At 62.4% G+C, this 26,054-nt stretch carries 28 protein-coding genes; 24 read left to right on the top strand and 4 right to left on the bottom strand.

Annotation, left to right across the window (positions count from 1 at the left end; translation table 11 throughout):
- Window positions 1–2: 2 nt before the first annotated feature.
- From FTO60_RS03685 to FTO60_RS03650, 8 genes are all read left to right on the top strand, one after another.
- Window positions 3–1,511 (top strand): sugar ABC transporter ATP-binding protein, encoded by a 1,509-nt coding sequence (locus FTO60_RS03685; protein WP_148054705.1) that lies wholly within the window; start codon window positions 3–5, stop codon window positions 1,509–1,511.
- Window positions 1,511–2,578 (top strand): ABC transporter permease, encoded by a 1,068-nt coding sequence (locus FTO60_RS03680; protein WP_148054704.1) that lies wholly within the window; start codon window positions 1,511–1,513, stop codon window positions 2,576–2,578. The genes FTO60_RS03685 and FTO60_RS03680 overlap by 1 nt, the downstream gene beginning before the upstream one ends.
- Window positions 2,575–3,558, top strand: coding sequence for an ABC transporter permease (locus FTO60_RS03675; RefSeq protein WP_148054703.1), 984 nt, complete (start codon window positions 2,575–2,577; stop codon window positions 3,556–3,558). The genes FTO60_RS03680 and FTO60_RS03675 overlap by 4 nt, the downstream gene beginning before the upstream one ends.
- Window positions 3,555–4,289: a FadR/GntR family transcriptional regulator gene (locus FTO60_RS03670; RefSeq protein WP_148054702.1), complete on the top strand. Its 735-nt coding sequence runs from the start codon at window positions 3,555–3,557 to the stop codon at window positions 4,287–4,289. The genes FTO60_RS03675 and FTO60_RS03670 overlap by 4 nt, the downstream gene beginning before the upstream one ends.
- Window positions 4,286–5,332 (top strand): Gfo/Idh/MocA family protein, encoded by a 1,047-nt coding sequence (locus tag FTO60_RS03665; protein ID WP_148054701.1) that lies wholly within the window; start codon window positions 4,286–4,288, stop codon window positions 5,330–5,332. Before FTO60_RS03670 ends, FTO60_RS03665 begins: the two co-directional genes overlap by 4 nt.
- Window positions 5,333–5,335: 3 nt before the next feature.
- Complete coding sequence (locus FTO60_RS03660; RefSeq protein ID WP_148054700.1) at window positions 5,336–6,151, top strand: sugar phosphate isomerase/epimerase; 816 nt, start codon at window positions 5,336–5,338, stop codon at window positions 6,149–6,151.
- On the top strand, window positions 6,151–6,465 hold the full coding sequence (locus FTO60_RS03655; protein ID WP_148054699.1) for an L-rhamnose mutarotase: 315 nt from the start codon (window positions 6,151–6,153) through the stop codon (window positions 6,463–6,465). Before FTO60_RS03660 ends, FTO60_RS03655 begins: the two co-directional genes overlap by 1 nt.
- Window positions 6,466–6,669: 204 nt before the next feature.
- A complete protein-coding gene (locus tag FTO60_RS03650; RefSeq protein WP_148054698.1) occupies window positions 6,670–7,326 on the top strand; it encodes a pyridoxamine 5'-phosphate oxidase family protein in 657 nt (218 codons plus the stop codon).
- 91 nt (window positions 7,327–7,417) lie between these two features.
- Here the strand turns inward: FTO60_RS03650 and rpmB are convergent, their stop codons facing one another.
- The 3 genes from rpmB to FTO60_RS03635 form a co-directional block, all read right to left on the bottom strand.
- Entirely contained in the window at window positions 7,418–7,705 is a 288-nt protein-coding gene (gene rpmB / locus FTO60_RS03645) for a 50S ribosomal protein L28 (protein ID WP_148054697.1), read from the bottom strand.
- Window positions 7,706–7,884: 179 nt separating this feature from the next.
- Window positions 7,885–8,901 carry a methylmalonyl Co-A mutase-associated GTPase MeaB gene (gene meaB / locus FTO60_RS03640; protein WP_254696876.1) on the bottom strand — a complete coding sequence of 339 codons (1,017 nt, stop codon included), beginning with the start codon at window positions 8,899–8,901 and terminating at the stop codon, window positions 7,885–7,887.
- Between the two features lie 2 nt (window positions 8,902–8,903).
- The gene (locus tag FTO60_RS03635) at window positions 8,904–10,172 is read right to left on the bottom strand and encodes a benzoate/H(+) symporter BenE family transporter (RefSeq protein WP_148054696.1); all 1,269 of its coding nucleotides are present in this window, start codon (window positions 10,170–10,172) and stop codon (window positions 8,904–8,906) included.
- Between FTO60_RS03635 and hrpB the strand changes: the two genes are divergently transcribed.
- Complete coding sequence (hrpB, locus tag FTO60_RS03630) at window positions 10,153–12,579, top strand: ATP-dependent helicase HrpB (protein WP_148054695.1); 2,427 nt, start codon at window positions 10,153–10,155, stop codon at window positions 12,577–12,579. The two genes, FTO60_RS03635 and hrpB, sit on opposite strands and share 20 nt — an antisense overlap.
- 4 nt (window positions 12,580–12,583) lie before the next feature.
- Here hrpB and FTO60_RS03625 read toward each other — a convergent pair whose 3' ends face one another.
- On the bottom strand, window positions 12,584–13,018 hold the full coding sequence (locus tag FTO60_RS03625) for a peptidylprolyl isomerase (protein ID WP_148054694.1): 435 nt from the start codon (window positions 13,016–13,018) through the stop codon (window positions 12,584–12,586).
- A gap of 172 nt (window positions 13,019–13,190) precedes the next feature.
- On the opposite strand from FTO60_RS03625, the gene FTO60_RS03620 reads away from it, so the two are divergent.
- The 15 genes from FTO60_RS03620 to FTO60_RS03550 all read left to right on the top strand — a co-directional run bounded on the left by FTO60_RS03620 (window position 13,191) and on the right by FTO60_RS03550 (window position 25,977).
- The gene (locus FTO60_RS03620) at window positions 13,191–13,868 is read left to right on the top strand and encodes a haloacid dehalogenase type II (protein ID WP_148057033.1); all 678 of its coding nucleotides are present in this window, start codon (window positions 13,191–13,193) and stop codon (window positions 13,866–13,868) included.
- Window positions 13,868–14,686: an alpha/beta fold hydrolase gene (locus FTO60_RS03615; RefSeq protein WP_148054693.1), complete on the top strand. Its 819-nt coding sequence runs from the start codon at window positions 13,868–13,870 to the stop codon at window positions 14,684–14,686. Before FTO60_RS03620 ends, FTO60_RS03615 begins: the two co-directional genes overlap by 1 nt.
- A complete protein-coding gene (locus tag FTO60_RS03610; RefSeq protein ID WP_148057032.1) occupies window positions 14,683–15,654 on the top strand; it encodes a threonine/serine dehydratase in 972 nt (323 codons plus the stop codon). The genes FTO60_RS03615 and FTO60_RS03610 overlap by 4 nt, the downstream gene beginning before the upstream one ends.
- Entirely contained in the window at window positions 15,651–16,853 is a 1,203-nt protein-coding gene (locus FTO60_RS03605) for an endonuclease/exonuclease/phosphatase family protein (protein WP_148054692.1), read from the top strand. Before FTO60_RS03610 ends, FTO60_RS03605 begins: the two co-directional genes overlap by 4 nt.
- Window positions 16,854–16,958: 105 nt before the next feature.
- A complete protein-coding gene (locus FTO60_RS03600; RefSeq protein WP_148054691.1) occupies window positions 16,959–17,282 on the top strand; it encodes a 5-aminolevulinate synthase in 324 nt (107 codons plus the stop codon).
- Between the two features lie 55 nt (window positions 17,283–17,337).
- Window positions 17,338–18,129, top strand: coding sequence for a 3-oxoadipate enol-lactonase (pcaD, locus tag FTO60_RS03595; protein WP_148054690.1), 792 nt, complete (start codon window positions 17,338–17,340; stop codon window positions 18,127–18,129).
- The gene (locus FTO60_RS03590) at window positions 18,122–18,838 is read left to right on the top strand and encodes an alpha/beta fold hydrolase (protein ID WP_148054689.1); all 717 of its coding nucleotides are present in this window, start codon (window positions 18,122–18,124) and stop codon (window positions 18,836–18,838) included. The genes pcaD and FTO60_RS03590 overlap by 8 nt, the downstream gene beginning before the upstream one ends.
- Window positions 18,839–18,880: 42 nt before the next feature.
- Complete coding sequence (locus FTO60_RS03585) at window positions 18,881–20,089, top strand: TCR/Tet family MFS transporter (protein WP_148054688.1); 1,209 nt, start codon at window positions 18,881–18,883, stop codon at window positions 20,087–20,089.
- 79 nt (window positions 20,090–20,168) lie between these two features.
- On the top strand, window positions 20,169–21,254 hold the full coding sequence (locus tag FTO60_RS03580) for a Zn-dependent alcohol dehydrogenase (RefSeq protein WP_148054687.1): 1,086 nt from the start codon (window positions 20,169–20,171) through the stop codon (window positions 21,252–21,254).
- Between the two features lie 36 nt (window positions 21,255–21,290).
- Complete coding sequence (locus tag FTO60_RS03575; protein WP_148054686.1) at window positions 21,291–22,418, top strand: TauD/TfdA family dioxygenase; 1,128 nt, start codon at window positions 21,291–21,293, stop codon at window positions 22,416–22,418.
- Window positions 22,411–22,992 (top strand): HD domain-containing protein, encoded by a 582-nt coding sequence (locus tag FTO60_RS03570; RefSeq protein WP_148054685.1) that lies wholly within the window; start codon window positions 22,411–22,413, stop codon window positions 22,990–22,992. Before FTO60_RS03575 ends, FTO60_RS03570 begins: the two co-directional genes overlap by 8 nt.
- Window positions 22,989–24,218 (top strand): mandelate racemase/muconate lactonizing enzyme family protein, encoded by a 1,230-nt coding sequence (locus FTO60_RS03565; protein WP_148054684.1) that lies wholly within the window; start codon window positions 22,989–22,991, stop codon window positions 24,216–24,218. Before FTO60_RS03570 ends, FTO60_RS03565 begins: the two co-directional genes overlap by 4 nt.
- A 55-nt stretch (window positions 24,219–24,273) precedes the next feature.
- Window positions 24,274–24,879, top strand: a complete 606-nt coding sequence (locus FTO60_RS03560) for a TetR/AcrR family transcriptional regulator (RefSeq protein WP_148054683.1) — start codon at window positions 24,274–24,276, stop codon at window positions 24,877–24,879.
- A 105-nt stretch (window positions 24,880–24,984) separates the two neighbouring features.
- Window positions 24,985–25,665 (top strand): PspA/IM30 family protein, encoded by a 681-nt coding sequence (locus tag FTO60_RS03555; protein ID WP_148054682.1) that lies wholly within the window; start codon window positions 24,985–24,987, stop codon window positions 25,663–25,665.
- Window positions 25,666–25,692: 27 nt separating this feature from the next.
- The gene (locus FTO60_RS03550) at window positions 25,693–25,977 is read left to right on the top strand and encodes a hypothetical protein (RefSeq protein ID WP_148054681.1); all 285 of its coding nucleotides are present in this window, start codon (window positions 25,693–25,695) and stop codon (window positions 25,975–25,977) included.
- Window positions 25,978–26,054 lie beyond the last annotated feature (77 nt).

Raw genomic sequence — 26,054 nt, 5'->3', positions numbered from 1 at the left:
CGATGACCGACCCCCTTTTGCAGCTGCGCAGCGTCTCCAAATCCTTTGGAATGACCCACGCGCTAAGTGATCTGTCGCTCGACCTCTTTCCGGGCGAAGTTCACGCCTTGGTGGGCGAAAACGGTGCCGGCAAATCGACGATGATCAAGATCATGACCGGGATTCACCAGCCCACCAGCGGCACACTTCTTTTGGACGGATCGGCAAAAACCATGACGGGGCCACAGGCGGCCCGCGATGTCGGTATCGCCGCGATCTATCAGGAACCGATGGTCTTTCCCGACCTGGATGTGGCCGAAAACATTTTCATCAGCTCAACCAAGGAAGGTATCTGGCTGAACCGCAAGCAACAGCGCAGGAACGCGCGCGATCTGATTGCCCGGATCGGCATGTCGTTTGACGTGGAACAAATCGCCAGCGGGCTGACGCTCGCCGAACAGCAAGCCGTCGAAATCGCGCGCGCGCTGTCCGAAGATGTGCGCGTGTTGATCATGGATGAACCGACCGCATCGCTGTCGGCGCACGAGGCCGCGCAACTGCGCCGGATCGCCAGCAGCCTGGCCGAACAGGGGGTGGCCGTCGTCTATATTTCCCATCGCCTGGAAGAGATATTCGAGATCGCCGACCGCGTGACGGTGATCCGCGATGGAACACATATTTCGACCCGCCCGATCGCCGAGGTCACATCGGATGGCATGATTGCCGAGATGGTCGGGCGCGAGGTCGGCAACTACTTCACCAAGGCACCAAGCACCGCCACCGACGAGGTTTTCCTGCAGGCCGAGGGTCTGACCCTGGACGGCGTTTTCGAGAATATCAGCTTTGCGCTTCATCGCGGCGAAGTGCTGTGTATGGCTGGCCTTGTGGGGGCACGTCGCACAGATGTCGCCCTGTCGATCTTTGGCGTCACGCCCGCCACCCGTGGCACCGTCACGGTCAAGGGGCAGACAATGCACATGACCAAACCACAGCAGGCCATGCAGGCCGGGATCGCCTATGTCTCCGAAGACCGTCGCAAGCTTGGTCTTGCCATGCCGATGCCGATCCGCGCCAATGTGAGCGTCGCCACGCTGGCGGATTTCCTTGGCCCGATGGGCATTCTGGATCGTGACAGGGAACGCGCCACCGCCGAGACTTACCGCGAAAGGCTCAATATCCGCACACCGGATGTGGAAATTGCGGTCGGCACACTGTCTGGCGGCAACCAGCAAAAAGTGATGCTGGCGAAATGGCTCAATATGGAACCGGACATCCTGATCTTCGATGAACCGACCCGCGGCATTGATGTCGGGGCCAAGGCTGAAGTGCATGACCTGATCCGCGCATTTGTCGCGGGCGGCGGGGCCGCGCTGGTGATTTCATCGGACCTGCCCGAAGTGCTGGCGCTGGGTGATCGCATTCTGGTGATGCGGGAGGGCCAGCAAATGGGGATCATTCCCGCCCAAAAGGCTACGCAGGAAAGCGTCATGGTAATGGCCACCGGACAGGCCGGTCTAAAGGAGGCATCGTGATGCTGCGCGCAATCGACAAACTTGGGCCACAGACCCTGCGCATCCTGGCCCTGCTGGCGGTTCTGATCGTGGTGATCCTGTTCTTTGCCTCGGTCGTGCCCAACTATCTGAACGGGCGGCTGTTCAACCGGATTTCCAGTTCGGTGGCGATCATGGCATTGATCGCGACGGCGCAGACCCTGGTGATCATCACCCGCAATATCGATTTGTCGATCGGCTCGATCGTGGGGTTCGTGGCCTTTGCGACGGGCAGTCTGATCTCGAACAACCCTGACCTTGGCCCCGTGGTTCTTGTCCTTTACGCGATGGCGGTTGGCGCCATATTCGGGGCCATCAACGGCCTGTTGGTCGCCTATGCCAAAATCCCGTCGATCATCGTCACCCTTGGCACGCTTGCGCTGTTCCGGTCCGCCCTGGTCGAATACTCGGACTCCAAGTCGATCTCGACGGCGAACCTGCCCGAATGGCTGGTGTCCTTTCCAAACACGGTGTTGTTGCAGGTCGGCGGGCTTCAGTTTCGCGCGGGGTTTGTTGCCGCCGTGGCCGTTGTGATCGTGGTGCATATCGCGCTGACGCGGCTGCGCGCCGCGCGCAAACTCTACGCGATCGGATCGAACCCCGAAGCTGCCGAAATGGCGGGTATCAACACGCGCCTGACGGTCTTTGTCGCCTTTGTGCTTGCGGGGGTTCTGGGCGGGTTGGCCGGGTTCATGTTCCTTGCAAGGTTCGGCACGATCACAGTTGTTGCCGGGCTTGGTTTCGAGCTGAAATCGGTCGCCGCATCCGTGGTCGGTGGGGTCAATATCTTTGGCGGGTCGGGCACTGTGGTCGGCGCGCTGATCGGCGCGATCCTTGTGGATCTGATCGACAGCAGTCTGGTGCGCTGGCAACTGGTCAGCGAATTCTGGCGCGAAGCCGTGCTGGGCGTCCTGATCCTGTTGTCGGTCGCCGCCGACGCCCTGCTGATGCGCCGCCTCGTGGCATCGCGACAGGCCCGTGAACACCAGCGCGCCGAAGAAAAGATCAAACAAGAACTGACCGCCCAAACACAAGAGGCGCAACCATGACCTATCTGGCCAAACTTCGGAGTTGGGAAGGTTTCCTGCTGGTCGCCCTGCTTGGCATCATCGTTGTCAATGCGATCCTGTCGCCGCAGTTCCTGACCCTCTCCAACCAGATCAACCTGTTTCAACTGTCGATCGAAAAGATCATCGTGGCGCTGATCATGACCTTCATCATCATCAACGCCGAAATTGACCTGTCGGTCGGGTCGATGATGGGGCTGGCCGCCTGTGCCTTCGGCTGGATGTTCGCGGCAGGCGTGCCCGCAGGACTGGCGATCGTGATCGTTTTGATCATCGGCATGATCGGCGGGGCGCTGAACGGGTATTTCATCGCCAAGGTCGGATTGCCGTCACTTGTGGTGACGCTTGCCACGCTGATCGGCTTTCGGGGCTTGGCACGGGTGCTGGTCGAAGACCGCGGCATCACGGATTTCCCAGACTGGTTCGACGCGCTGGGGCAACAGGGGTTCATCGGCGATCTGCCCTTTGCGATCCTTGTTTTCGTGGTGTTGTTCTTGTTTTTCTACGTCGTCCTTCAGCGCAGCGGCTTTGGCCGCAAGACCTACCTGATCGGCAACAATCGTAACGTCGCCGACTTTGCCGGTATCGACACCGCGAAACACAAGATGATCCTGTTCATCGCATCCGGGCTGGTCGCCGCCCTTGCCGGGTTGCTGTTTGCGGCGCGCGTCGGAGCGGTCCGCGGGGACGTGGCCAACGGGTTCGAGCTGGACATCATCACCATCGTGCTGTTGGGCGGCGTCAGCATCTTTGGCGGATCAGGCAGCCTTGTGGGCACCCTGCTGGCCGCATTGATCGTCCTCAACCTGCGCAATGGGATGGCCTTGATGAATGTCACAGGGCATATCCAGACGGGTGTGATCGGGATTCTCCTGATCGCGTCGGTGATCGCACCAAGGCTGAACCTTGGCTTTCTGATGGGGCGCAGCAAGGGCACAAAAACGGAAGGGGCAGCACCATGAACGCAAAGAAATCGGTATTTCAGCTGGAAGAACCCATCGCGCGACCGCCGCTGGCCGAGATCGTCGCCAAACGTATCCTCGAGATGGTGACAAGTCGCGCGCTAAAGCCCGGCGATCAATTACCCCCCGAACGCGAATTGGCCGAGATGCTGAACGTCTCGCGCCCCTCGGTGCGCGAAGCCATTCGCGGGCTGGCCATTCTGGGTGTCGTCACGTCGCGGCAGGGCGGTGGCGCCTATATCAGCCGGCTGGACGGAGAGGCCCTGCTTGGCCCGATCCGGTTCTTCCTGTCCCTTGAAGATATGAACATCCGCGAACTTTATGACGCCCGCTCGCTGATCGAAGGCGATGTGGCACGGCGCGCGGCGCAGAACATGTCGGACGCGCAACTGACCGAGTTGCAGGCGGTACTGGAACAACAGGAAGCGACCCTGGCGGATCCAAAGGCGTTCCGCGTCTCGGATTTCAAATTCCACGAGGCAATCTGGACCGGATGCGGTAATGCCTTTCTCAAGCGGATCGGCGAAAGCCTCAATTCGCTTGGTCTCGAATTTCGGCGACGGGCATCCGAACATCCGACGGTTCTTGCACAAAGCATGAAGGATCACCGCGCCCTGCTTGAAGCCTTGAAATCGCGCAATCCGGTCGCGGCGGCGCTGGCCGCTGAACAGCACATGCAAAACGTCTATCGCTCGACGGTTGCGCAAGACGTGAAAGGCCAGAAGACATGACAGCAAGGATAGGCGTGGTCGGCATCGGCTGGTGGGCCACGGTGAACCACATCCCGACCATTTCCGACTGCCCGCAGGCCGAGGTCGTGGCAATCTGCGACCTTGACGCGGACAGGCTGCAAAAGGCGGGTGCCGCATTCGGCATCACGGGGCAATACCGCGATCTGGACGATATGCTGGCAGCGGAACGCCTTGACGGTGTGATGGTGTCCACGCCCCACACCGCCCATACCGGCCCGGCAGTTGCCGCCCTGAAGGCCGGAGCGCACGTGCTTGTGGAAAAGCCGATGGCCACCACGGCGGCCGATGGTCGTGCGATTGCAGACGCGGCGATGGCGGCGGGAAAGCAGGTTCTGGTGCCGACCGGGGCGAACTTCACGTCCTATACCGCCCAAGCCGCGGCATGGGTGCGCGACGGGCGTATCGGCGAGGTGCGCCATGCCGTGTGCCAGATGGGCTCGGCGCTCGGGGATCTGTTCGCGGGCCAACCGATGCTTGAAACCGATGGTCAGATGTTCCGCCCGCCCGCATCCACATGGGCCGACCCGGCAAAGGCGGGCGGTTATGGCTGGGGGCAGATGTCCCATTCGCTGGCTTGGCTATGCCACGTCGCCGACCTGCAATTCGAAAGCGTTTATTGCATGGACGGGAAATCCGGCTCGGGTGTGGATTACTACGACGCGGCCTGCGCCCGGGCGACCAACGGCGCAACGGTTGCGCTGTCGGGATCGGCGACAACGCCCAAACACAAGGGCATGCACATGGATATCCGCATCTACGGGACCGAAGGCATGATCATGTTCGACAACGAACGCGCGCGCCTGTCGCTGCACCGGATGGACGGTGCGGACGATATCTTTGATATCTCGCCGCAAGAGGCCGAATATGACGGCACGCTGCCCGTGCGGGTCTTTGCGCAACTCTGCGCGGGCGACGCGGTGGTGAATGCCTCAGACGCCGAATGCGGTGCCCGCGTAACCGAGGCGCTGGACGCGATGTATCGCTCGGCGGCAAGCGGAGCGCTGGCGACAATAGGAGAATAGGACATGTATCTGTCACTGACCGCATGGTCATTACCATCCTGCACGCTGCGCGAAGCGGCCGATATTTCAAAAGCCCTGGGGATCAATGCGCTGGATGTGGGGTTGTTCTATCGCTCGGCGCTGGACAAATCGGCAATCCTGACGGACCCGACATCGGCGGCGAACGGTCTGCGCGATCTGGGTGTCAAACTGCCCAACTATTACCACCTCTTTGGCGAGGGGCTGGGCGGGCGCAACCTCGCGCTGCCCGGTGCGCTCGATGAAAACCTACGGGATCTCAAGCAGGTGCTGACCTTTGCCGATGCGGCCGGGATCGGCTCGGTCTTTATCCTGCCCGGCATTGTGAACCCGGGCCAGTCGCGCAGCGAGGCCGAGGCGATATCAGTCACCGCCCTGCGCGAAATGGTGGCGATGGCCAAGGATCATACCGCCAGCCTGTGCATCGAACCGCATGTTCATTCCTTTGCCGAATCCCCGTCGATCGTGCAGCGGCTTGTCGAAAAGACCGGCGTGCTACTGGCGCTGGATTATTCCCACTTTGCCTGTCTTGGCTATCGGCAGGAAGAAATCGACCCGCTTGCGCCACACGCGGGGCACGTTCACTTGCGGCAGGCCAAAATGGGGGCGCTTCAGACCAAATTCGCCCACGGCACGCTGAATTTTCCGGCGATGTTCGCCACGCTGCGGGACGCGGGGTATGACGGGGCCTTGGCAATCGAACCGGTCCACCAGGACTACATGAATACGCTGTTCGAGGACGTGCTCACTGAAATTGTCGCCTTGCGCGATTGTTTCACAAACTGGAAAGGAGACGCGTGATGGCATCCTACGCATGGGTTCTGGAAGTCCGCCCGGGCTGCGAAGACGAATACAAGAAACGCCACGATGACATATGGCCGGACATGCTCGCGACGTTGCGCGAAGCCGGGATTTCGAATTACAACATTTTCCGCCACGGGCTGACGCTGTTTGGATATTTCGAAACTGACGATTTGAAAGCCGCCCAGACTCACCTCGCGGCCTGCCCGGTAAACGCGAAATGGGGCGAGGCGATGGGCCCGCTGATGCGGATCGACGTCGATCCACGCACGAGCTTCCCCTATCTGTTGCCGCTGCAATTCCAGATGCTTTAGCCGCAACTACGGGACTGGCGCGGGGTGCGACGTGCCCGACAAAGGTTGGTGAAGAACCACGCGATTGCCTCGGACCGTGATCCGGTTCATGCTTCTGCCAGCTTCAGAAGCGATCCCAAGGGTTGCTTCGCATAGCCCGCACAATTGGCCATGAACTTCGTTCGCCGTCGCGCAGACATGCATTCTATCGCAGAGGACCAGCCTATGAGTAGAATTTTTCAAGAGCCCCACCGCGCCCTTCAGGATCAATTCGAAACGCGTCGGCTCGCTGACAGGGTTGAAGCCGAAGATCTCATGGACACGCTTGACGAACATGCCCGAAAGTTCGTTGCCGAGGCTTCGATGTTCTTTTTATCGACAATCGACCCGGACGGGCAGCCAACGGTGTCCTACAAGGGGGGCTTGCCGGGCTTCGTGCGAGTGCTGAGCGAAAGTGAGCTAGCTTTTCCGAATTACGACGGGAACGGCATGTATTATTCCTGCGGGAATATCGCGGAAAATGGCAAAGTCGGTCTGTTGTTCATCAATTTTGAAAAGCCGAACCGGCTACGGCTTCATGGCAAAGCCCGAATATCGCATAATGATGATTTGCTGGGCCAGTATCCCGGCGCGCAATTCATGGTGCATGTGACACTGGACAACGTCTTTGACAACTGCCCCCGCTACGTGCACCGCATGACGCTTCAGGAACACTCGCGGTTTGTCCCCCAGCCGGACGGCACGGCCCCCCGCCCCAAATGGAAGCGGCTTGATTATCTGCAAGACGACCTCTCGGCAGCCGAACGCGCCCGGACTGATCAGGAGGGTGGGTCGGTCACATTGCCAGACTACATGGCGGGGCTGGAGCGCGGCGAACACTGAAAGTCACGTTCAGACCGGACGCTGCGCAAACACGGCAACGCAAAAGGCCCGACGGGCGAACCATCGGGCCGGAAAACACATCTGCAAGGGATCAGGCGGCGGCCTGTGCCTTGGCGATGTCTTTCTTGATTTTCAGGGCATCGGCGGACAGTTCGGCGTCCTTGGCTTTGGCCATGAACGCATCCAGACCACCACGGTGATCAACCGTGCGCAGCGCCGCGTTCGAGATACGCAGCTTGAACGTGCGGCCCAAAACATCCGACATCAGCGACACTTCCTGCAGGTTCGGCAAAAAGCGGCGGCGGGTTCTGTTCTTGGCGTGGCTGACATTGTTGCCAGACATCGGCCCTTTTCCGGTCAATTCGCAACGGCGCGACATATCTCGTATCCTTGTCTTTCGGTAGCGCGGATCGGCCCGCGTCCCCGTTTCAAACGGCTTTGACCCTCCCGATGTGGCAGGGTCGTGAATTCGGTTCGCGGGAGTTACGAGGATTCCGTGTGCCCGTCAACCCGCATGGCGCGTGTTTTGCCGGAATCCGCGCGCAAAGTGAATTGCCTTTACGTCTTGGCTGGGAAAGCCGGATCAACCACCCCCGCCGCCGCCACCGAGGGCAGCACGCGACCCGCCGCAACATCGGCTTCGGCCGCTTCAAGGCGGGCGCGCATCGCCGGATCATCGCGCAGCCGTGCCAGCAATTGCACGCGCACTTCCTCGTGGAACCAAAAGCGGGCCTGATCCCTGCGCCGCGCCGCCCATATGCCATTGTCGCGCCGCCAATTGATCAGCGTTTGCATATCCCCCCAGGCCGCGTCCAACCCTTGTGTTTCCAGGGCCGACACGGCGATCGCCTTGGGGAAACCTTCGGGGTCTTCGGGGCGTTTGCGCATCAGACGCAGGGCGCCCGCGTAATCGGCACAGGTGCGCAGGGCCTGCGATTTCAATTCGCCATCGGCCTTGTTCACCAGAATCAAATCGGCAATCTCCATGATGCCGCGCTTGACGCCCTGCAATTCGTCGCCGCCCGCAGGCGCAAGTAGCAAAACGAACAGGTCCGACATTTCCGCGACAACGGTTTCCGACTGACCCACGCCCACTGTTTCGATCAGCACCACGTCAAATCCGGCCGCTTCGCACAGGGCCACCGCCTCGCGGGTGCGGCGCGCGACGCCGCCCAGTTGCGTCTGGCTGGGCGAAGGGCGGATAAAGGCCAATTCATCGCGGCTCAGGCGCTCCATCCGCGTCTTGTCCCCAAGAATCGACCCCCCCGAGCGTGCGCTTGACGGATCCACCGCCAAAACCGCCACGCGCAGGCCTTGCGCGGTCAGCATCAGGCCGAATGCCTCGATAAAGGTTGATTTACCAACGCCCGGTGTGCCTGAAAGTCCGATCCGCAAGGCCTGTTTTGCGGTCCCCAGCGCCGCCAACAGCTCTGCCGCCTGCGCGCGATGGTCGGCGCGTGCGCTTTCGACCAGCGTGATGGCGCGGGCCAGAGCGCGGCGTTCGCCCGCGCGCAATCGTTCAGCAAGATCATCAATCATCGTCATGCCCCTTACATCGCGCGCGACTGTGTCCATGTCTAGGGGCGCAGACGTTTCACGGTCCAGATCAACACCCCCGCCAGCACGCCCCAGAACGCGCCACTGACCCCCAGCAGGGTCATCCCGCTTGCGGCAATCAGAAAGGTCAGTGCGGGGGCTTCGGTTTGGGATTTATCGGCAAAGGCGGCAGACAGTGATCCGACAAGTGCCGGGATCAGGGCCAGCCCCGCCACGGCGGTGATCAGCACGGCCGGGGCCAGTCCGGCCAGCGTGGTGATCGCCCCCGCGGCCAGCGCCAGCGCCATATAGACCACACCGGATGTAATCGCGGCCCAGTAGCGGCGCGCGGGGTCGGCGCCCGCATCCTCGCCACTCATCATCGCGGCGGTGATCGCCGACATGTTCACAGGGATCGCACCAAAGGGCGCGATCAGCAGGCTCGCCAGACCGGTTTTGCGCAGGAACGACTGGCGCACGACCGGATAACCGTTCAATTCCAGCACCGCAAAACCGGGGATATTCTGCCCCGCCATCGTCACCAGATAAAGCGGCAGCGCGACAGATATGAACGCGCGCAGGGTGAATACGGGCGGCACGAGGGCAAACTCCCGCAAGGACAATGCGGCCAGCGGCGGCATCGCGCCCGCGTCGACCGTCACCACCAACACACCCACAAAGGCGGCCACCGCCAAAGGCATTGCTGCCAACCGATGCACAGCCATGCCCAGAACCCAGGCGACCAGCACGGGCAAGACCAGCCAGGGCGCGACCCCAAGGCCGACCGCAGGTGCCAGACAAAGTTTCAACAGAACCCCCGCCAATAGCGCGCTGGCAATCGGTTTGGGGATCGCCGCAACCACCCGCCCAAGGGCTGGCACGATCCCCGTGAGCACGATCAGCGCGGCTGCAAGGGTCATCGCGCCGACAGCTTCGCCGAACCCGCCGGGCAAGAGCACACTCGAGGCCAGAAACGCTGCACCGGGTGTCGACCATGCCACCGCCGCCGGAATACGTGTGATGGCAGGCAGCCAAATGCTGCAAATCCCCATGCCAAGGGTCGCAAAAAACAGGCCGGTTGCGGCCTGACCGTCGCTCGCCCCCGCAGCCGTCAGCCCCGCCAGCACGATCGCAAAGGACGCCGCGTAGCCGACAAAAGCGGCCAACAGCCCCATCATCACCGCCGAGGCCGAAATATCACGCACAAACAATCCCCAGATCCGGTTCGCGCGGATCGTGGTCGCATGCGCCGCGATTGACAAGACCGCGCGTGCAGGGTCCAACACACGGATGGTCGAAACGCTGCCCATTGATGTTGTCCTGCCCGATCTGGTCGCCGCCCTGCGCACGCACGGGCGGGCCGTGCTGCAAGCCCCACCGGGGGCAGGCAAAACCACCCGCGTGCCCTTGGCAATGCTGGATGCCGGGCTGACCGAGGGGCGGATCGTCATGCTGGAGCCGCGCCGCCTTGCGACCCGCGCTGCCGCGGACCGGCTGGCACAGCAGTTGGGGGAAAAGGTTGGCGCGCGTGTCGGCTACCGGATGCGGGGCGACAGCAAGGTTTCTGCGCAAACGCGGATCGAGGTCGTGACCGAGGGCATCCTGACCCGCATGATCCAGAGCGACCCGGAACTGACGGGTATCGGCGCGCTGATCTTTGATGAATTTCACGAACGGTCCCTGAATGGCGATCTGGGGCTCGCCCTCGCGCTTGAGGTGCGCAATGCCCTGCGCCCCGATCTGATCTTGCTGGCCATGTCCGCCACACTGGACGCAGGGCCGGTGGCCGACCTGATGGGTAACGCGCCGATGATCACCTCCCAAGGGCGCAGCTACCCGGTGGAAACCCGCTGGCTAGATCGCCCGACACCCAAGACCACGCGCCTTGAAACAGCGACCGCCGATCTGGTGCAACAGGCCGTGGCCGACAATACCGGCGGCGTTCTGGTGTTCCTGCCCGGTGAGGGTGAAATCAGGCGCGTCGAAAGCCTGCTGGCCAAATGCCTGCCCGCAGATTGCAGCCTGCGCCCGCTGTATGGCGCCCTGCCCTTTGCCGCCCAGCGCGCCGCGATCGCGCCCGTGGACAAGGGCCGCAAGGTGGTGCTTGCCACGTCGATCGCCGAAACCTCGCTGACGATCGAGGACATCCGCGTGGTCGTGGATGCGGGCCAGGCACGCCGCGCGCGGTTTGACCCGAACAGCGGCATGTCGCGGCTTGTGACGGAACCTGTGACCCGCGCCGAGGCAACCCAGCGTGCGGGCCGGGCGGGGCGCGTGGCGCAAGGCGTATGTTACCGGCTGTGGACCAAGGGTGAGGACGGCGCGCGCGCCGCCTTTCCCCCGGCCGAGATCGAAGCGGCAGACCTGACAGGACTGGCGCTGGAACTCGCGCTGTGGGGGACCGATGATCTGGCCTTTCTCACGCCGCCACCCGAAGGCGCGCTGGCCAATGCGCGCGACCTGCTGGTGGGTCTGGGGGCGCTGGACCGCACCGGCGGGATCACCGCGCACGGGCGCAAGGTGGCCGCCCTGCCCCTGCATCCGCGTCTTGGGCATATGCTATTGCGCGCCGGGCGTAGCGCGGCAGCCCTCGCCGCTCTGATGGCGGCACGTGACCCGCTGCGGGGTGCACCTGCCGATCTGGGGATGCGGCTGCGGCTGATCACCGGACAGGCAAAACCGGACACACAGGTCAACCGCGCCGCCCTTGAGCAAATCAGGCAAGAGGCCAAGCGCCTTGCCAAACTGGCCCCTGCGACGGGTGAACCCCTCAGCCCCGCCGCCTGCGCAGCCCTTGCCTATCCTGACCGGATCGGGTTGCGGCGCGCGGGCGATGCGCCGCGTTATATCCTGTCAGGCGGCAAGGGTGCGGTGTTGGACGCTGCCGACCCGCTGGCAGGCCAGCGCCTGATTGTCGCCACCGATCTTGACGGCGACGGGCGCGAGGCGCGCATCCGGCTGGCCCTGCCGATTGGCGAGGGCGAACTGCGCGATTTGTTCGCGGATCGGATTGCATGGCGCGATGTCTGTATATGGTCGCGCCGTGATCGCCGCGTATTGACGCGGCAACAGGAAAGCCTTGGCGCGCTGGTGCTGGATGATCGCACCTGGCCTGACGCCGACCCCGAACAGGTGGCGCGCGCCATGCTGGACGGTGTGCGCGACCTGGGCCTGCGGATCAGCGGTGCTGCGGCGCTGTTTCGCGCACGGGTGATGTTGTTGCAGGGCGGCGGCGGGTTGCCCGATATGTCGGATGAGGCGCTGATGGACAGCCTTGAAGACTGGCTGCTGCCCCACCTTTCCGGCGTCAAAACCGCCGAGGACTGGCGCAGGTTCGACCTGCTGCCGCCCCTGCGCGCGATGCTGGGCTGGGACCAGATGCAGCGGCTGGATCGCGATGCACCAGCCAAGTTTCGCACGCCGTTGGGAAACCACGTGGCGATTGATTATGCCCCTGATTTTCCAACGATTTCCGTGCGTATTCAAGAGATGTTCGGCGTCACCCGCCACCCGCATATCGGTGCCACGCCCTTGCGGGTCGAACTGCTGTCACCGGCCCGCCGCCCCGTGCAGGTCACGATGGACCTGCCGGGGTTCTGGGCCACGTCATACGACGATGTGCGCAAGGATATGCGCGGGAAATATCCGCGCCATCCCTGGCCCGAAGACCCGACGCAGGCTGACCCGACGTTGCGGGCCAAACCGCGCGGAACGTAAGGGATCAGGCCGCGTCGATGCCAACCACTTCAATGGCAAAATTCAGATCTTTGCCCGCAAGCGGGTGGTTGGCGTCCAGCACCACTTCGGTTTCGGTCACTTCGGCGACGGTGACCGGCACGACCTGCCCCTGCGGTGTCTGCATCTGCAACTGCAAGCCGGCTTCGACCGGAATGTCGGCAGGGATTTCGCTGCGCGGCACGGCCTGGCGTGCTTCGGGGTTGGTTTCGCCGTAAGCATCGGCGCAGGCCACATCGACCGACTTTTTGTCGCCCACGGTCATGCCCGGGATCGCGGCGTCAAGGCCGGGAATGATCTGCCCCGAACCGACCACGAATTCCAACGGATCACGGCCCGCCGAGCTGTCGAAAGTTTCGCCATTGGTAAGTGTGCCCGTGTAATGGATGCGCACGGTGTCGCCGTTCTTGACCTCTGTCATGGAGCCTCTTTGGAGTTGGAAGGGGTGAATTTCGGGGCCGCGCGGCGCGCAGGTTCCCGTTTGCGATGGCATTTAGGTAGTCTGCGCAGCACTTGATTGCAAACCGATGCCCGCCGCCCCTTTCGCTGGCGCGCGCACCGTGCCAGTCTTTGCACCAAAACCGGAGGACGCGATGCCCATCACCACCTGCATTTTTGACGCCTATGGCACCCTGTTTGATGTGGCCGGGGCCGCGCGGATTGCAGCGGCTGAAAAGGGGCGCGAAAAACTGGCACAGGTCTGGCCGCAGATCGCGCGGGACTGGCGGCAAAAGCAGTTGGAATACACATGGTTACGCGCGGTTGCAGATCGGCACTGCGATTTCTGGCAAGTCACGCAGGACGGGCTGGATTGGGCGCTGGATGCCGCTGGGCTGGACGACAGGGAAACGCGCGAAAGGCTGTTGGCGCTTTATTGGGAATTGCCCGCTTACGGCGAAGTGCCCCATGTTCTGGCCGACCTGACGGCGCGCGGGATGCGCTGTGCCATCCTGTCCAACGGATCGCCCGAGATGTTGCAGGCGGCGGTGGAGTCGGCGGGCATTGGCGAATTTCTGGTTGCGCGCCTGTCGGTCGAGGATGTCGGCGTGTTCAAACCCCACGCGCGCGTTTACGACATGGTCGGCGCGCGGATGGGCTGCGCGCGCGACGAGGTTTTGTTCGTCAGCTCCAACGGATGGGACGCGGCGGGGGCGGCGGGCTACGGCTTTCAGACAGCCTGGGTCAATCGCGCAGACGCGCCCGTCGATCGTCTTTACGCTGCGCCGCACCATATCGTGACAGACCTGACCGCCATCAAGGGGCTGTGCTGATGCCGTATTTCACCACCGCCGACGGCACGCGCCTGCACTTTACCGACCAGGGAACGGGCGCGCCTGTGCTTTGCCTTGCGGGGCTGACCCGCAACGGCGCGGATTTCGATCATGTGGCCCCACATCTGCCCGACCTGCGCCTGATCCGGCCTGATTATCGCGGGCGCGGTCAGTCCGATTGGGCCGAGCCCGCCACCTATGCGATCCCGCAAGAGGCGCAGGATACGCTGGCGCTGATGGATCATCTGGGGCTGGACAAGGCAGCCATCCTTGGCACCTCACGCGGCGGGCTGATCGCGATGGTGATCGCCGCCACGGCCAAGGATCGCCTGACCGCAGTCGCGCTGAATGACATCGGGCCGGATTTGTCCGAACAGGGCCTGAAAGTGATCCGCAACTACATCGGCAAAAACCCCGCGCAGGCGACATATGCGGAAGCCGCGGAATTTCGCGCGCGCAGCTGGGTGCAGTTCAAAAATGTGCCGATCGAACGCTGGCTTGCAGAGGTGGAAAACCACTACGAACAAACGCCAGACGGCCTTGTCATTCGCTATGATCCGAAACTGCGTGACGCGGTGCTGGCGGCCGGCGCACAGCCCGCGCCCGACCTTTGGCCACTGTTTGACGCACTGGGTGGCTTGCCGCTGGCGTTGATCCGCGGGGCCAATTCTGACCTGCTGACGCCCGAAACGGCGGCTGAAATGCAGCGCCGCCGCCCCGACATGATCTTTGCCGACGTGCCGGATCGCGGCCATGTCCCGTTTCTGGATGAACCTGTGGCGCTGGATGCGCTGATGCAATGGAAAGCGCACCTATGAATATCGGCATGATCCGCGCCGCCGCGACCCGCCTGCACGGTCACGCGCGCCACACACCGCTGCTGTCCGCGCCCGCGCTGGATGCCATCGCCGGACGGCGCGTCCTGATCAAGGCAGAGTGCTTGCAACATACCGGCAGCTTCAAATTTCGCGGTGGGCGCGCGGCTGTTTCGGCACTGACCCCGGCGCAGCGTGCAGCGGGGGTTATCGCCTTTTCATCGGGTAATCACGCGCAGGGGGTCGCGCTGGCGGCGCGTGATTTCGGCGCGCCCTGCCTGATTGTCATGCCCGCCGACGCCCCCGCCGTCAAAATCGCCAACACCCGCGCGCTGGATGCCGAAGTCGTGCTGTATGACCGCGCGCGCGACGACCGCGACGCCCTTGGTGCCCAGATCGCGCAGGATCGCGGATTGACCCTGATCAAACCATTCGACGATCCGCAGGTGATCTCTGGCCAAGGCACGGCAGGATTGGAAATCGCCGCAGATGCGACCGCGCTGGGGATCACCCGGGCCGAGGTTCTGGTCTGCTGCGGTGGCGGCGGGCTGACATCTGGCATCGCGCTGGCACTGGAAGCGGACGCGCCGGAGATGACCGTGCGCCCCGTCGAACCCGAAGGGTTCGATGATGTGACCCGCTCACTGGCCGCGGGCGCAATCCAGACCAACAACCGCCGCGACGGGTCACTGTGTGATGCCATCATCACCCCGCGCCCCGGCGATCTGACCTTTCCGATCATGCGGCGCCTTTGCGGCACCGGGCTGGTCGTCACCGAAGCCGAGGCCCAGCGCGCCATGGTGGCCGCCTTTACCCACCTGCGTCTCGTGCTGGAACCGGGCGGGGCCGTGGCATTGGCCGCCGCACTTTACCACCCCGACCAGATCACCAGCGACACCGTGATCGCGGTGGCCACCGGCGGCAATGTTGACCCCGCGCTTTTCGCGCAAACCCTGAGGGATTTTCCATGACCCGTTTCACCATCGCCAGTTTCAACGTCAAGAACCTGATCGCCGCCGATCAGGAATACTACCGCTTTGAAAAATACACTCCCGAGGAATACGCGTGGAAAGAGGCGTGGTTGTCTGAACAATTGCTGACGATGAACGCCGATATCGTCGGCTTTCAGGAAATCTTTGACGAAGCCCCACTGCGCGCCGTGATCGCCGAAGCCGATGCCCTGGGGGCTGCCGCAAACGAGGCCAACATCCCCGACCGCACCAAACGCTATGCCCGCAAGGCGATCTTTCGCAAGCTGGCGTTCACGCCCTATACCGACGCCGCCCTCGCCTTTGCGCCCAACGCCAATGACGGCGGCCCCGGTGAACGCCGCCCCGGTGTCGCGATCCTGTCGCGGTTCGGGTTCGCGGGCGCGCCCGAGGTGTTGCAGGAACTGGACGAACCGCTGACGATCCCGTTCCGCGACCTCGATAACAGCGATGGCGGCGCTTATACGATCAAACGTTTGTCGCGCCCGATCCTCAAGGCGCGCATTCCCGTGGGCGGGCAGGTCGTGACCGTGTTCAACTGTCATCTGAAATCGAAACTGGGCGAATTTCCACGCCCCGCCGGTGCGGCCTTTGCACCCGAAGCGGACCTTGTGAATTACGATCCGGCGGGGCGTGCGATGGGGGCGTTGCGCGCCGGTTTGCGCCGCATGGCCGAAGCATGGGTGCTGCGCGCCGCGGTCCTCGAAGAACTTGAGGCGGGCAACCCCGTCATGGTCCTGGGTGATTTCAACGACAGCGAACATGCGGTCAGCAGCGAAATCATCAGCGGCGAAATTCCATTCAAGAATTATGCCTGGATGCGCCGCCACGACGCCGAGCGCGCCAACGACCGTTACAGCGACGAGGAAAACGAGCTGATCACGGCCAAGGTCGAGGCCACGCGCCTGCATTCCGCCGAAAAGCTGTTCGTGCGCAAATCGCTGCGCGACATGGTTTACACATCGGCCTTTGGCGGTGTGTTCGAAAGCATCGACCAGATCCTGATGTCGCGCCATTTCCACCCTGATGATGACACCCGCATCGGCGAGATGGAATATTTCAGCGTGCTCAATGACCACCTCACCGATGGCTCGCACCCCGAAGCGCCCTATAACAAACTCGCCTCCGATCACGGGCAGATCATCGCGCATATGCGGATCGGCGCCGACGGCAAAATATAGCGCAAACAGTCAGGTCAGGATTTCCAGCCTTGCCTGAAAAGCAATCCAGCGCCAACATCACGGGTATTAGAACGATACTTTATTTTATTGACGATGGAGGGTTTCATGCTTGATGTATTTTTCCGCCCGACGACTCTGATTATCCTTAGCGGACTGGGCTATGCCACCGCGACCCTCGCCATGAAGGCCGCTTCAAGCACGCCCAGCCTGATCGCCATTTCCGCGATCGGGCTGTTCCTTGGGCTGGCCGTTCTGGCCGAAGTGTTGCTGCTGCAACGCACCGATCTTGGGCTGGCCTATATTGCCGTTCTGGCCGCAGAAACGGTCATCATCATCCTTGTGGCAGCCGCGATTGGCGAAGGCCTGGGCCTGCGCGATATGGCTGGTGGTTTGCTGGTTTTGGTTGGCGCGGCGATCTTGTCGACCTAAAGCGGTTGACCCTGCCCGCTTGAACGCCAAAGTAGCTCCGAAAACGGGAGGGGCTATGAAACAGCATCACATCATCCGCGACGGTGTCACGCTTTTTGCGCTTGAAAGCGGCCCAGCCGATGGCCCTGCCGTCGTGTTCCTGCACGGCCTCGGGATGGACGGCGCGATCTGGGATGATGTGGTGGCGCAATTGCCTGACGGTTTGCGCTACATCCGTCTGGATATGCGTGGACATGGCCAGTCCGACGTGTCGCCCGCGCCTTACAGCATGGGCGCGCTGATTTCCGATTGCGAGGCGGTTTGCGATGCTTTGAATGTTCGCGACGCCGTGATTGTTGGCCTGTCCATCGGCGGGCTGATCGCGCAGGGGTTGGCGGTAAAACGGCTTGATCTGGTGCGCGCGCTGGTGCTGTCCAACACCGCGGCCAAGATCGGGCGGCCCGAAATTTGGCAGGCGCGCGCTGATGCGGTGCAGCGCGGCGGGATCGGCGCGATTGCTGACGACACGGTCGCGCGTTGGTTTGGCCCGCGTGGGCGTCTGGAACAGATGGCGGCGGCCCGCGCGCGGTTGATGCGCTGTGATCCGGTTGGCTATGCCGGGTGCAGCGCGGCCATCGGTGGCACCGATTTCTGGACACCGACCAGCGGATTGCGCCTGCCCTGTCTTGGTATTGCGGGGGCCGAGGACGGATCGACTCCGCCGGACCTTGTGCGCGAAACCACCGATCTGATCCCGGGGTCGCGCTTTGCCCTGATGCGGCGTGTGGGCCATGTGCCGCCCTTGCAGGACGCACAAGGCTACGCCGCGCTGATCACACAGTTCCTGACCGAAATCGTTCATGGCTGAGTTTTTGCTGGTCCACGGATCGTGCCACGGCGCGTGGTGCTGGCGTGATGTGATCCCGGCCCTGACGGCACTTGGCCACTCGGCCCGCGCGATTGATCTCCCATCGCACGGCGATGATGAAACGCCGCCCGAAACGGTCACGCTTGATCTTTATGCCGATGCGGTCATCGCGGCCATTGCACCCGACACGATACTGGTGGGCCATTCGATGGCGGGCTATCCGATCACCGCCGCGGCCTTGAAAGCGCCCGACCGGATCAAGGCGCTGGTCTATTTGTGCGCCTATGTGCCGATCGCGGGCAAGACACTGGCCGAAATGCGCGCGATGGCCCCCAGCCAGCCGCTGTTAGAGGCCGTGCAAGTCGCGCCTGACCGGGTGACATTCACCATCGACCCGGCGCAGGCGGTGGCGAAATTCTATCACGATGTGGACCCTGCCACCGCCGATTGGGCCAGGGCGCAGCTTTGTGCGCAACCGATCCTGCCGCAGGAAACCGCGCTGGCGCAGGTCGCCACCGGCCTGCCGCGCCATTACATCCGCTGTCGCGATGATCGCACGATTCCACCCTTGTTTCAGGATGTTATGACCAAAGACTGGCACGGCGGGCGCGTGATCGACATGGCCACATCGCATTCGCCCTTCCTGTCTGATCCCACTGCACTGGCCGCGCATCTGGATGCCTTGGCGCAGGAAACGCTTGCAACGTGAACCAATCGGTTTAATTGGGTCGGGCCATCTGAAAGACCCGAAATGAACACCCGCCTGTCCATCACCTTTATCCTCATCACGGTTGTCCTTGATTCAATGGGGATCGGGCTGATCATGCCGGTCATGCCTGCATTGATCCGTGAAATCCACGGTGGCGACCTGGGCAATGCGGCCGTTTGGGGGGGTATTCTGGCAACGACATTCGCGGTCATGCAGTTCCTGTTCGGCCCCATCATCGGCAACCTGTCCGACAGGTTTGGCCGCCGTCCGGTGCTGTTGATCGCCTTGCTGGTGATGTCACTGGATTATCTGGTGATGGCGGTGGCGGGCACGATCTGGCTGTTGTTTCTGGGCCGCGTCGTTGGCGGGATCACGGCGGCGACCCAATCAACCGCAAGCGCCTATATCGCCGACATTTCCAGACCCGAGGAAAAAGCCGCCAACTTTGGCCTGATCGGCGCGGCCTTTGGCGTGGGGTTCGTCCTTGGGCCGCTGATCGGCGGGGTTTTGGGCGGCTATGGCACCCGCGCGCCGTTTTACGCCGCCGCCGCACTTGCTGCGATCAACCTTGCGTTCGGGTATTTCGTGCTGCCCGAAACCGTGACCGACCGGATCCGCCGACCCTTTCGCTGGGCGCGCGCGAACCCCTTGGGCGCGTTCAAATCGATCGGCGAATTGCCGGGTCTTGGGCGCCTGATGCTGGTCACCTTCATCTATGCGGTCGCCTTCTTTGTCTATCCGGCGATCTGGGCCTATTACGGCGAGGCCCGCTTTGGCTGGGGGCCGGGGATGATCGGCGCGTCACTGGCGATGTTCGGGATATCCATCGCGATCATGCAAGGCCTGCTGATTCGGCCGATCCTGCGTGCCATCGGCGAACGGAACGCGGTGCTGCTGGGATTGGGCGTGGATGTCATCGCCTTTGTCTTTCTGGCCTTTGTGACAAACGGGTGGGTGGCGCTCGCCTTGACGCCGCTGACAGCACTTGGGTCCATCGCCGGACCGGCAATTCAAGGGATCATGTCGCGCACGGCCAGCGACGACCAGCAGGGCGAACTGCAAGGCGCGCTCACGTCGATCAACGCGGTGGCGACGATCATCGCGCCGCTGCTAATGACCCAGACATTCTGGTATTTCACCTCTGGCAGTGACAGCTATTTCCCGGGCGCGCCATTCCTGTTGTCCGCCCTTCTGGTCGTGATCTGCATCGCGGTTTTCCAGTTGCGCCAACGCGCCGCAAACGCGGCGTAAAAAGGCCGGTATTTGCCGGAAAAGCGCTTGCAGGCTGGCAGGCGCAATCGCACCATACCCAAAAATCAGGGAGGGGCGCATGGCCCAGATCAAAGCTGCCGTTTGCCACACATTTGGTGCCCCGCTTCGTATTGAAACCGTCCAATTGCGCGCGCCCGTCGCGGGCGAGGTCGAAGTCGCGCTGGATGCCGTGGCCATTTGCCATTCCGATATTTCCTATGCCGAGGGCGCGTGGGGCGGCTCACTGCCCGCGGTTTACGGCCACGAAGCGGCAGGGCGCATCACCGCCCTTGGCCCGCAAGCGCAGGGGCTGAAAATCGGCGATCCGGTTGTCGTGACGCTGATCCGCGCTTGCGGCACTTGCCCGTCATGCAGCGCCGGAGCGCCGGTGATCTGCGAAACCGGATATGACGGCGATCATGGCCCGCTGACCATGCCCGACGGGTCAAAGCTGCATCAGGCGATGGCCTGCGGGGCCTTCGCTGAAAAGGTGGTCGTGGATCAATCACAGGTCGTCACGATCCCCGAAACCATGTCGATGGAAGCCGCATCCTTGCTGGCCTGCGGCGTGATCACCGGCGTAGGCGCGGTGGTCAATGCCGCCAAACTGCGCGCGGGGCAGGACGTTGTGGTAATCGGCGCGGGTGGCGTCGGGCTGAACGCCATTCAGGGCGCGCGGATCGCCGGGGCGCGGCGCATCGTTGCCGTTGATATGTCAGCGGAAAAACTGCAAATGGCACGGGGCTTTGGCGCAACCGATGGCGTGCTGGCCACGGGCGACACACCCTGGCGCGACGCCAAGGCGGCGATGGGTCGCGGGGCGGATGCGGTGCTTGTGACCGTCGGGGCGGCCAGGGCCTATGACCAAGCGCCGCAATACCTGGCCCGTGGCGGCAAGGTGATCATGGTCGGGATGCCCGCAAGTGGCGCCACATCCGCATATGAGGCGGGCAATTTCGCTGCCGTCGGGCAATCCATGATCGGATCGAAAATGGGCGATGTGGTGATCAAGCGCGACATTCCGTGGATGGTGGACCTTTATCAGCAAGGGCGGCTGAAACTGGATGAACTCATCTCGGGGCGCTGGTCACTTGATCAGATCAACGAAGCGATTGCCGATACGAAAACTGGCCAAGCGGGGCGCAACGTGATCCTATTCAAGTAACGGGGGTCGCGACCCGCCTTATGAAAGGACAAGGCGATGTGGCACGACGTAGAACTGGACAGGGAAGGCCAGGTGCTGCGCCTGCACGGTGGCGCGCCCGATACCCGTTTTCACGCCGTCTGGCTACGCGACAACGCGCTTGACCCGGCCACACGCGATCCGGGCAACGGGCAGCGATTGATCACGCTGGCTGACATCCCTGCCAATCTGAGCATCAGCGCCGCGCGCATTCGCGAAGGCCAGTTGCACGTCATCTTTGCCCCCGAGGACAAAACCTGCACCTGGCCCCTGCGCTGGCTGAATGATCACGCCTATGACCGCGCGCACCCCGCCGATATCCTGCCCGACCACGCGGAAACCTGGGACAGCGCGCTGACCGGCACCGTGCCCGGCGCCGATCTGGCGCAGCTGCAAACCGATCCCACCGCGCGGCGCTTCTGGCTCGCCGCTGTGCGCCGCTATGGCTTTGCCAAGGTCACCGGCATGACCCCGCGCGAAGGCGGGCTGTTCGATATCGTCAATCTGTTCGGCTATGTGCGCGAAACCAACTATGGCCGCCTGTTCGAAGTCCGCACCAAAGTGAACCCCGTCAATCTGGCCTATACCGGCCTTGGGCTTCAGGCGCATACGGACAACCCCTACCGTGATCCGGTGCCGACGCTGCAAATCCTTGCCTGCCTCGAAAACTCGGCAAGGGGCGGGGAAAACATGGTCGTTGACGGCTTCGCCGCCGCCCTGCGCCTGCGCGATGAAGACCCGCACGGGTTTGACCTGCTGGCAGGCTATCCGATGCGCTTTGCCTATACGGGCAGCACGGGCGTCGCACTGCAATCGCGCCGTCCGATCATTGATCTGTCGCCGGACGGGCAGTTGACGGCCGTGCGGTTCAATGCCCGGTCTGCCGCGCCCTGTGTCGATGTGCCTTTCGCCGATATGGCCGGTTGGTATCGCGCCTATCGCCGCTTGTCCGACATCATCGACGACACGGCGATGGAGGTGCAGTTCAAACTGTCCCCGGGCGAAGCGTTCATCGTCGACAACACGCGCGTTTTGCATGCGCGCAAGGGCTATTCTGGCGCGGGCAACCGCTGGCTTCAGGGCTGTTACGCCGACAAGGACGGGCTGCTGTCCACCCTTGCAGCACTTGAGGCACAGGATGCCTGAGTTGACCCGCGACACGATCGTTGCCTTTCTGGGTGACATTTTCGCCCGACGCGGTGGCGAGGAATATCTGGGCGAGCCGGTGACAATGGCGCAGCACATGCTGCAAGGCGCAACATTCGCCCAGCAACAGGGGTTCAGCGAGGAAATCATCGTCGCGGCCCTGCTCCATGATATCGGGCATTTCACGTCCGAATTTGGCACCTATAACCCCGATGACACCCAGGACCGCCATCACGAAGACGCGGGCGCTGCAGTGCTGGGCGCGTTCTTTCCCACTCTTGTGACAGACTGCGTGCGCTATCATGTGGCGGCAAAACGCTATCTTTGCGCCACGCAGCCCAGCTATTTCGAGCGCCTGTCGGATGCATCCGTGCACAGCCTGAACCTGCAAGGCGGGCCGATGTCAGCGGCCGAGGTCGCGGCGTTTTCCGCCAACCCGAATTTGGCCGAGATCATTCAGGTGCGACACCTGGACGAGGCCGGGAAAGTCGCCGATATGGAAACCCCCGATTTCGCCCATTTTGCACCGATGGTGCAGCGGGTCGTTGACCGCCATCTGAAAGGCACGCCATGAAGCTGCAAGACCTTGATATCATCGTCACATCGCCCCCTGCGCCCGGTTGGGGCGGGCGCTATTGGATCATCCCCAAGATCACCACCGACACCGGCGTTGTCGGATACGGTGAATGTTATGCATCATCGGTCGGCCCCGCGGCGATGAAGGCGGTGATCACGGATGTATTTGCCCGGCACATGCTGGGCGAAAACCCTGAGAACATCGAACTGATGTTCCGCCGGGCCTATTCTTCGGGCTTTACCCAACGCCCTGACCTGACGGTCATGGGCGCGTTTTCGGGGCTGGAAATCGCCTGCTGGGACATCCTTGGCAAGGATCGTGACCGCCCCGTGCATGCGTTGATCGGCGGGCGGATGAACGACCGCGTGCGCGCTTATACCTATCTTTATCCGCAGAAAACCCATCCCCTGCCCGACTTTTGGGCGAGTGCCGATATGGCCGCTGAAAGCGCGCTGGCGATGGTGGACAAGGGCTATACGGCGGTGAAATTCGACCCCGCCGGTCCCTATACGATCCGCGGCGGGCATATGCCTGCGATGTCGGACATTGCGACCTCGGTGGCATTTTGCAAGGCGATCCGCGAGGCGGTGGGCGACCGCGCCGACCTGTTGTTTGGCACCCACGGGCAGTTTTCCACGGCGGGCGCGATCCGGCTGGGGCAGGCCATCGAACCCTATTCGCCGCTCTGGTATGAAGAGCCTGTCCCGCCAGACAATCCGGGCGAAATGGCCAAGGTCGCGCAGGCTGTGCGCATCCCCGTGGCCACGGGCGAACGCCTGACGACCAAGGCGGAATTTGCGCCCGTTTTGCGCAGCGGGGCGGCAACGATCCTGCAACCCGCTTTGGGGCGTTCGGGCGGGATCTGGGAAACCAGAAAGATCGCCGCACTGGCCGAAGCCTATAACGCGCAGATGGCCCCGCATTTGTATGCCGGTCCCGTGGAATGGGCCGCCAACGTGCATCTTGCCGCCTCGATCCCGAATATCCTGATGGCGGAATCGATTGAAACACCGTTTCATCACGCCCTGATCAAAGGCGCGATCACGGTGGACGATGGCTATATCACTCCGCCCAGCGCGCCCGGCCTTGGGTTCGACTTTGACGAAGACCTTGCGCGCGCGCATCCCTACACCGACGATGGGCTGCACCTGCAAATGCAGGAAGACCCGATCAACTATGTCGGTGGGAATATCTTTGCCGGTGGCGCACCCGTGAAGGGTTAGGGCTTTGCAAGCGCGCAAACGCGCGTTATCTTGAACAAAGTTCACAGGAGTCCTCATGACAGGCAAAGTCCAAGAGCGCCGCCGCGCATTGCGCGAAAACCTGATTGCCCACGCGGAACGCCGGATTGCGGCGGACGGGCTGTCGTCCCTGCGGGCCCGTGATCTGGCGCAGGACGCGGGCTGCGCGGTCGGTGCGATCTACAATGTCTTTGGCGATCTCACCGATCTGGTGCTGTCGGTGAATGCGCGCACCTTTGATAAACTGGGCGCAACCGTGTCCGAAGCGCTGGCCGGTGCGCCGACCGATGCCGTTGAACAACTGGTGGTGATGTCGCAGGCCTATCACCGGTTCGCGGCGGAAAACCACAACCTGTGGCGCGCGATGTTCGATGTGGACCGCCCCGCCGGTGAATCCGCGCCCGAGTGGTATCTGCGCGAAATGGGCCGTCTCATGGCTTATATCGCCGCGCCCCTGTCGGTAATTTTTCCCGATCTGGACGAATCGGATTTGGCCTTGATGACCCGTGCGCTGTTTTCTTCGGTGCATGGAATCGTGCTTTTGGCGCTCGACGAGGCCGCATCGGGTGTGCCCACAGCAGAAATTGATCGCATGATTTCCCTTGTTTTACAGCAATTGACGGCTTCTCGTCAAATTTCATGAACAATGTTCAATATAATACTTGAACAGCGGCTACCCCATCGCTAGGTTTAATTCATGAACGGTGTTCACAATTTTGGCGAACACCAAAACATGAAAGGAACGACGATGTTCAAGACACTCTCAACCCTGATCGCGGGTGTGAATGCGCGCTCTGAAGATCGGGTGCGTGACGCCTTTGCGATTGAACTGATCGATCAGAAAATCCGCGAGGCCGAGGCCGGCATCAAAGCTGCCAAGGCCACGCTGGCCAGCCTGATCCAGCGTCAACGCAGCGAAGAACGCCAGAAACAGAACCTTGATACACGTATCAAGGACATGACCAAACGCGCCGAACAGGCCATCGAAAATGATCGCGACGACATGGCGACCGAAGCCGCCCATGCGATTGCCCAGATGGAAAACGAACTGGCGATCCGGCGCGAAACGCTGGCCCGGCTTGATCAGAAAACCGTCCGGCTGCGCAGCAGCATCGAGGCAGGCCACCGCCGCATCATCGACCTGAAACAGGGCGCCATTCAGGCCAAGGCCGTGCGCCACGAACAGGCGATCCAGTCGCGCCTCAACACGACAATCGGGCGCACCTCGAACGTCGAGGAGGCAGAAGAGCTGATCGCCCGCGTCATGGGCCGCGACGACCCGTTCGAACAGTCGGAAATCCTGCGCGAGATCGACCGCGACCTGGGCCATGAGTCCTTGGCCGACCGCATGGCGGATCAGGGCTTTGGCCCCGCGACACGGACCACGGCAGATGATGTTCTGGCCCGTCTCAAGAAGAAATCCAAGTAACGTAAAACACTGAAAAGGAATAGAAAAATGAACAACTTTAATCGCAATGACAACGGCCTGATCATGACCTTTAACGCCGCAGGCGTCCTGATCGCCTATGGTATGCTGGCCCTCTCGCTTTACATGTCGCCCGATGTGCCCCTGTCGACCAAGGGCTACTGGGGTATCGGTATCCTGCTGCTGACGCTTAGCCTCGTGAATTTTGTCAAATACCGCTTTGATGATCGCCTGAGCGAGGACCGCCTGCAGCGTCTTGAAGATGCCCGCAACGAAAAAATCCTGAGCGAATACGTGGGTGCAAGCGAAGACTAAGCCCAACATCATTGCCCCGCCTCCCGTGATCACGGGGGGCGGGGTTCTTGCGTCTAAACGCTTTTCAAACCCGCACG

It is taken from the genome of Octadecabacter sp. SW4, assembly GCF_008065155.1.
Taxonomy (GTDB): Bacteria; Pseudomonadota; Alphaproteobacteria; order Rhodobacterales; family Rhodobacteraceae; genus SW4.
This window is presented reverse-complemented; position numbering and strand designations above follow the sequence as displayed.